9 protein-coding genes are annotated in these 6,140 nt (G+C 63.3%); 7 read left to right on the top strand and 2 right to left on the bottom strand.

All coding sequences use genetic code 11. The features are described 5' to 3' along the window. The 7 genes from ACFE7D_RS07350 to ACFE7D_RS07320 all read left to right on the top strand — a co-directional run. The coding region (locus tag ACFE7D_RS07350) for a DALR anticodon-binding domain-containing protein (protein ID WP_375394779.1) at nt 1-155 on the top strand (155 nt) is incomplete at its 5' end. After that, a complete protein-coding gene (locus ACFE7D_RS07345; protein WP_375394777.1) occupies nt 155-883 on the top strand; it encodes an SPOR domain-containing protein in 729 nt (242 codons plus the stop codon). The genes ACFE7D_RS07350 and ACFE7D_RS07345, both read left to right, overlap by 1 nt. A gap of 126 nt (nt 884-1,009) precedes the next feature. Continuing rightward, nucleotides 1,010-2,011, top strand: coding sequence for a glycoside hydrolase family 3 N-terminal domain-containing protein (locus ACFE7D_RS07340; protein ID WP_375394776.1), 1,002 nt, complete (start codon nt 1,010-1,012; stop codon nt 2,009-2,011). Between the two features lie 279 nt (nt 2,012-2,290). Continuing rightward, nucleotides 2,291-2,635 (top strand): succinate dehydrogenase, cytochrome b556 subunit, encoded by a 345-nt coding sequence (gene sdhC, locus ACFE7D_RS07335; RefSeq protein ID WP_375394775.1) that lies wholly within the window; start codon nt 2,291-2,293, stop codon nt 2,633-2,635. Beyond that, nucleotides 2,635-3,018, top strand: a complete 384-nt coding sequence (sdhD, locus tag ACFE7D_RS07330; protein WP_375394774.1) for a succinate dehydrogenase, hydrophobic membrane anchor protein — start codon at nt 2,635-2,637, stop codon at nt 3,016-3,018. The genes sdhC and sdhD overlap by 1 nt, the downstream gene beginning before the upstream one ends. Further along, entirely contained in the window at nt 3,018-4,820 is a 1,803-nt protein-coding gene (gene sdhA, locus ACFE7D_RS07325) for a succinate dehydrogenase flavoprotein subunit (RefSeq protein ID WP_375394773.1), read from the top strand. Before sdhD ends, sdhA begins: the two co-directional genes overlap by 1 nt. Next, nucleotides 4,820-5,515 carry a hypothetical protein gene (locus ACFE7D_RS07320; RefSeq protein ID WP_375394772.1) on the top strand — a complete coding sequence of 232 codons (696 nt, stop codon included), beginning with the start codon at nt 4,820-4,822 and terminating at the stop codon, nt 5,513-5,515. Before sdhA ends, ACFE7D_RS07320 begins: the two co-directional genes overlap by 1 nt. Before the next feature lie 39 nt (nt 5,516-5,554). Here ACFE7D_RS07320 and ACFE7D_RS07315 read toward each other — a convergent pair whose 3' ends face one another. Further along, on the bottom strand, nt 5,555-5,845 hold the full coding sequence (locus ACFE7D_RS07315; RefSeq protein ID WP_375394771.1) for a type II toxin-antitoxin system RelE/ParE family toxin: 291 nt from the start codon (nt 5,843-5,845) through the stop codon (nt 5,555-5,557). Beyond that, the gene (locus tag ACFE7D_RS07310; protein WP_375394778.1) at nt 5,832-6,077 is read right to left on the bottom strand and encodes a type II toxin-antitoxin system prevent-host-death family antitoxin; all 246 of its coding nucleotides are present in this window, start codon (nt 6,075-6,077) and stop codon (nt 5,832-5,834) included. Before ACFE7D_RS07310 ends, ACFE7D_RS07315 begins: the two co-directional genes overlap by 14 nt. Nucleotides 6,078-6,140 lie beyond the last annotated feature (63 nt).

Here is a 6,140-nt window from a genome sequence, read left to right as displayed (position 1 = left end):
GGAATGTCGGCAACGATCGGCCGGACCGGCGCTTCCTGATGGTTGACGATGCGGAAGCCACACGGGCGCGTCTTGCCTTGGCGGCGGCGGTCGGACAGATTATTCGTAATGGGTTGTCGATCATGGGTGTCGACGCGGTGTCGGAGATGAATTGATGACGGACGACATGGACCTGCGCGAGGAAGATCGCCTGCCGTGGCTGGAAACCGTCGAGCCGGACGAGCGGACGGCGCCGGGAATCGGCCGCGTGATCGCGCTGGTCGCGGTCGGGCTGGCGGTCCTGGCGGCGATCGTATTCGGTATCTTCAAGCTGCAGCATCGCCCGACCGGTCCCGACGGCCAGCTGATCGCCGCGCAGGAGGGCGACTACAAGGTCAAACCGGGCGATCCCGGCGGCCTGAAGGTCGAGGGCGAGGGCGATAGCGCGATCGCGACGAGCGCGGGCAAGGGTGCCGGCAATGGCGCGATCGACCTGAAGGCCGTGCCCGAGGCACCGGTGAAGGGTATGAAGGGCGCGCATACCGCCCGGAAATCGACCGCACCGGTGGGTCATAATGCGGTGGCACAGGTCCCCGGCCCCGGCGGCAAGCTGGTCGCCGCAGCACCGGTCACCGTCTCGCGCGCGGTAGCGGCCGGGGCGACGGCGGGCGGTTCGCTGGTGCAGCTTGGCGCATATCCGAGCGAAGCGGTGGCGAACGCGGCCTGGACGACCTTCACCAAACGGTTCGCGTATATCGCGCCGCTGGGCAAGGCGGTGCAGCCGGTCGCGACCGGCGGACGGACGCTCTACCGGTTGCGCGTGAACGCGGGCAGCGCGAACCAGGCGGCGGATATCTGCGGCCGGCTGCGCGTCGCAGGGGAAAGCTGCTTCGTCGCGAGTTGAGGGTTCCGTTCCGTCGCAACTGCGGGAGAACGGGCTATGTCTTTCCCCTCCCGCTCGCGGGATGGGGAATAAACCTCTGCGAACGGGGATGCTTTCGGGTGCGATCTTGCGTTAGACGATCCCCCCATGAAGCCCGTGATCTTCGGCCTGTCCGGCCCTGTTCTTACCGCCGACGAAGCGGCGTTCTTCGCCGATGCCGAACCCGTCGGCCATATCCTGTTCGGCCGCAACATCGTCGATCGCGCGCAGCTGCGTTCGCTGACCGACAGCCTGCGTGCGCTGGCGGGCCATGACGATCTGGCGATCCTGATCGATCAGGAGGGCGGACCGGTCGCACGGATGAAGCCGCCCGAATGGCCGGCTTTCCCGGCTGGTCCGGTCTTCGACCGGCTTTACGACATCGCACCGATATCCGCGATCCAGGCGTCGCGCGCCAACGGTCAGGCGCTTGGGCTGATGCTGGCGGAGGTGGGCGTTACCGTGAATTGCGCCCCGTTGCTGGACGTCGCGCGGCCCGGCACGACGGCCGCAATCACAAGCCGCGCATTCGGCCGCGATCCGATGCGTGTCGCGGCGCTCGGCCGGGCGATGCTGGACGGACTGGCTGCGACCGGGATCGTGGGCGTCGTCAAGCATATGCCCGGGCACGGTCGGACGCCGGTCGATTCGCACCATGCGTTGCCGACGGTTACCGCGGACGAAGCGGCGCTCGCGATCGACATCGAACCGTTCCGTACGCTGAACCAAGCGCCGATGGGGATGACGTCGCATATCGTCTACGAGGCATGGGACGCCGACCGCCCCGCGACGCTGTCGCCCATCGTGATCGAACAGGTGATACGCGGGACTATCGGGTTCGACGGGCTGCTGATGACGGACGATATCGATATGAAAGCATTGTCCGGGACCGCGGCGGACAAGGCGGCTGGGGCGATCGCTGCCGGGTGCGATGTCGTGCTGGATTGCTGGGCGCGGATGGACGAGATGGCCGCGATCGCCGACCGGCTGGAAGAGATCGCACCCGTTTCGCGCGCGCGGCTGGACCGGGCGATGGCAGGGCGGGCGGCGGCGCAGGGCGATTTCGCGGAATTGGTCGCCAGGCGGGACGCGTTGCTGGCGCTGGTTTAGCGCTGTCGCCGATGCTTCAATTGCCCGTCGCCTTGGCCACACATGGTAAACCAATTTGCGGCGGGGGGATGAAAGCGTCGGCAATTAACAACCGATGCCGAACGCGCCACTTGGCTCGGTCGCGGCCATTGCGGTGACGGGGATGCGCACCTAATAGACCGGACGCATCCCTTACCCCTTCGTCGTTCGAGGACCCGCCCTTTGGCCACCCGATCTCCCGCCCGTCCGGGCACGCGCCCCGTCAGCCCGCATCTGGGCATCTGGAAATGGCGCGTGAACATGACCGTTTCCATCCTTCACCGCGCGACCGGCAGCGGGATGGGCACCGTCGGCATCATCCTGCTGGTGTGGTGGCTCGCGGCCATCGCGGGTGGCGCGGACAGCTATGCGGCGTTCGCGAACGTCTTCACGACCGCGTCCGGGCATCTCAACATCATCGGTTACGTCATCGGCATCGGCCTGACCCTGTCGCTGTTCCAGCACATGGCGAACGGGGTGCGACATCTCGTGCTCGATATGGGTGCCGGCTACGAACTGAAGATCAACCGGATCGGATCCTACCTGACGTTCGTGTTCTCGATCGCGATGACGGTCCTGTTCTGGCTCTATGTGGGGATGAAGTGATGCGCGGAGGAACCGAACTCGGCCGGGTGCGCGGGCTTGGCAGCGCACATGAGGGCACCGGCCATTGGTGGCATCAGCGGCTGACCGCCGGCAGCAACCTGCTGCTGATGGCCTGGTTGATGATCTCGATCGCGCGCATGGGATCGTACGACTTCGCCGGGGTGCACGCCTGGCTCGCCAATGGCTGGGCGGCGGTGCCGATGGCGCTGCTCGTGCTCTCGGTCTTCTACCATGCGCGGCTTGGCCTTCAGGTGGTGATCGAAGACTATCGGCATGACGAGACCCGTGTCGTCGCCATGGTGGCGTTGAACCTGTTCATCGTCGCGTGCGTCGCGACCGCCCTTTTTGCGATCCTGAAGGTCGCGCTCGGAGCTTCCCTCTGATGACTGCCGCCTACAAGATCATCGATCATACCTATGACGCGGTCGTCGTCGGTGCCGGCGGCTCCGGCCTGCGCGCGACGATGGGTATTGCCGAAAGCGGGTTGAAGACCGCCTGCATCACCAAGGTGTTCCCGACACGCAGCCATACCGTAGCGGCGCAGGGCGGTATCGCCGCGAGCCTCGGCAACAATTCGCCCGATCACTGGTCGTGGCACATGTACGATACCGTCAAGGGATCGGATTGGCTGGGCGATCAGGACGCGATCGAATATATGGTGCGCGAGGCACCCGCCGCAGTCATCGAACTGGAACATGCCGGCGTTCCGTTCAGCCGCAACGACGACGGCACGATCTACCAGCGGCCGTTCGGCGGCCATATGCAGAACATGGGCGAGGGGCCGCCGGTCCAGCGGACCTGCGCCGCCGCCGATCGTACCGGCCACGCGATGCTCCATTCGCTGTACCAGCAGAGCCTGAAATACGACGCCGATTTCCACGTCGAATATTTCGCGCTCGACCTCATCATGGAAGACGGCGTCTGCCGCGGCGTGATCGCCTTGTGCATGGAAGACGGCAGCATCCACCGCTTCCGCGCGCATCGGGTCGTGCTGGCGACCGGCGGCTATGGTCGCTGCTATTTCTCCGCGACCTCGGCGCATACCTGCACCGGCGACGGCAATGCCATGGTGCTCCGCGCCGGGCTGCCGCTGCAGGACATGGAGTTCGTCCAGTTCCACCCGACCGGCATCTACGGCGCGGGCGTCCTCATCACCGAGGGCGCGCGCGGCGAGGGCGGGTATCTGACCAACAGCGAGGGCGAGCGCTTCATGGAGCGCTACGCCCCGTCCGCGAAGGATCTGGCGTCGCGCGACGTCGTGTCGCGGTCGATGGCGCTGGAAATGCGCGAGGGTCGCGGCGTCGGCAAGAATGGCGACCATATCTGGCTGCATCTCGACCACATCGATCCCAAGGTCCTGGCCGAGCGGCTGCCGGGCATCACCGAGACGGGGAAGATCTTCGCCGGCGTCGATCTGACGCGCCAGCCGCTGCCGGTGACGCCGACCGTCCATTACAACATGGGCGGCATCCCGACCAATCATCACGGCGAGGTCGTCCATCTGAAGGACGGCGATCCCGACAGCGTCGTCCCCGGCCTGTTCGCGGTCGGCGAGGCGGCGTGCGTTTCGGTGCACGGGGCCAACCGGCTGGGGTCGAACAGCCTCATCGATCTGGTCGTCTTCGGCCGCGCGACGGGGCTCAGGATCAAGGATACGCTGAAGCCCGGCACCGGCCACGCGCCGCTGCCCAAGGGGTCCGAGGAACTGGCGATCGGCCGTCTCGACAGGTTCCGCCACGCGAGCGGATCGTCGCCGACCGCCGAGGTTCGTCTGGAGATGCAGCGCACGATGCAGAAGCATTGCGCGGTGTTCCGCGACAACGCGCTGCTGACCGAAGGCCAGGAGAAGATCGCCGCGACCTATGGCCGGATGGCGGACATCGGCATCGTCGACCGGAGCCTCATCTGGAACACCGACCTGGTCGAGACGCTGGAACTCGACAATCTGATCGCGCAGGCCAAGGTGACGATCGACAGCGCCGCCAACCGCAAGGAAAGCCGCGGCGCGCATGTGAACGAGGACCATCCCGACCGCGATGACGCAGGCTGGATGAAGCACACCATCGCCACTTTCACGGGCTGGGGCGGCGTCGGCGGTGCGACGGCGATCGATTACCGGCCGGTGCATGATTATACGCTCACCGACGATGCGGAGTATATCAAGCCGAAGAAGCGGGTGTATTAATGGTTGAAAAGCGGCGAATTACTTCGCGCTTTACGCCTCCTCCTGCTGCCGAAGGAGCTACGCCTTTTTTTGATACGTCGCTGGGCAGGACAGTTGCTCGTCGTATGCCTTCAAACGTAGGACGTGAAGTAGCTGACTTATACGGCATTGAGCGAGACTTGGGATTTGTTGAGCGGTTCGCCGATCGCCTAGTTGCATTGCTGGCCGTCCCGGAAACCAATCGCGACATAGACACAATTACCGCTTTCCAAGACGCCGCATTGATCCGTTACCGACGGTGTTTTGCTAACGGGGTACGATTTCGTCTTACGCTGGAAGCGGTTAAGCAAGTCGCGCCAGCAGGTGAAGAGGTTCACCGACACTTTTTTGAATTAGCGAATAAGAATGTTGCGCACTCGGTAAATAACAAAGAGATATTAGAGCCGATGTTATTGGTTTATGAAGCCGATGGTACAAAGGCGGGGCAAGGAATTTATCGGATGTTCGGTTACCAAGATACGAGTGACATTACTGCGCTGAAGAGTCTCGCAGTAGATTTGCGTGACGGGTATGTTATTCCTCGCCGTAACATCCTCAAGAAAAAGTTCGATCAAGAGTGTCAGGATATGGACGCTACCGCTGTGGCTAAACTCAAACCTCTAATTATTCCGGTTGGCGGAATGGCAACGGCGTCGGATATAAAACGAAATAAGTGATTAAAAATTAAAGAAACATTCCAAGCTATAGGACTCAAGTCAGCCGAGCCGGCCCGCCGCTAGTTTGTATACCAGATTTCGATCGCGCCGTCCCACTGCGATGACAATTACCGTCACCCGCCCATCATCGACGCGGTATACCAGCCGGTATCCCGCGGCGCGTAGCTTGATTTTATAGCAATCGAGCATGCCGCTGAGTTGCGCCGAGGGTATTTTTGGGTCGCGGAGGCGGTCACGCAGCTTTTTCGCGAACTGGTCCCGGATCGACGGATCAAGCTTGTCCCATTCCTTCCGCGCGCTGGGAAGGAGTTCGAGCTTATAGATCGTCAATGTCGACCGGTATGCCGATTTCGCCCGCCCGAGCGCGGACGATTTCGGCGAGTTCCAGATCGTCAAGCCTGTCCAGCAGTTCCTCCCACGCCGTGGCGGGAACGAGATACGCCGCGGGCCTATTGCGGTTGAGGACGGCCACGGGAAACCCGCCCGCTGCCGCAATGACGGCGGTCGGGTTCTTCTTGAGGTCGCTGATGCTCACACTCGCGCCGGCGTTGATGAGTTCGATCATGACCGGTTGATAGCACCTTGAATAGGGCTGATCAATCTACGCTGATATCCTCTCGATGCG

The sequence above is a fragment of the uncultured Sphingomonas sp. genome (genome assembly GCF_964244235.1).
In the GTDB taxonomy this organism is placed as follows: domain Bacteria; phylum Pseudomonadota; class Alphaproteobacteria; order Sphingomonadales; family Sphingomonadaceae; genus Sphingomonas.
Note: the sequence above shows the minus strand (reverse complement) of the source record. Positions and strands in the feature narration are given on the sequence as shown.

Bases quoted from the DNA above. Each gene is read 5' to 3' on its own strand.
- ACFE7D_RS07320 (WP_375394772.1), top strand. From the start codon at position 4,820: ATGGTTGAAAAGCGGCGAATTACTTCGCGCTTTACGCCTCCTCCTGCT.
- sdhC (WP_375394775.1), top strand. From the start codon at position 2,291: ATGACCGTTTCCATCCTTCACCGCGCGACCGGCAGCGGGATGGGCACC.
- sdhD (WP_375394774.1), top strand. From the start codon at position 2,635: ATGCGCGGAGGAACCGAACTCGGCCGGGTGCGCGGGCTTGGCAGCGCA.
- sdhA (WP_375394773.1), top strand. From the start codon at position 3,018: ATGACTGCCGCCTACAAGATCATCGATCATACCTATGACGCGGTCGTC.
- ACFE7D_RS07345 (WP_375394777.1), top strand. From the start codon at position 155: ATGACGGACGACATGGACCTGCGCGAGGAAGATCGCCTGCCGTGGCTG.
- ACFE7D_RS07340 (WP_375394776.1), top strand. From the start codon at position 1,010: ATGAAGCCCGTGATCTTCGGCCTGTCCGGCCCTGTTCTTACCGCCGAC.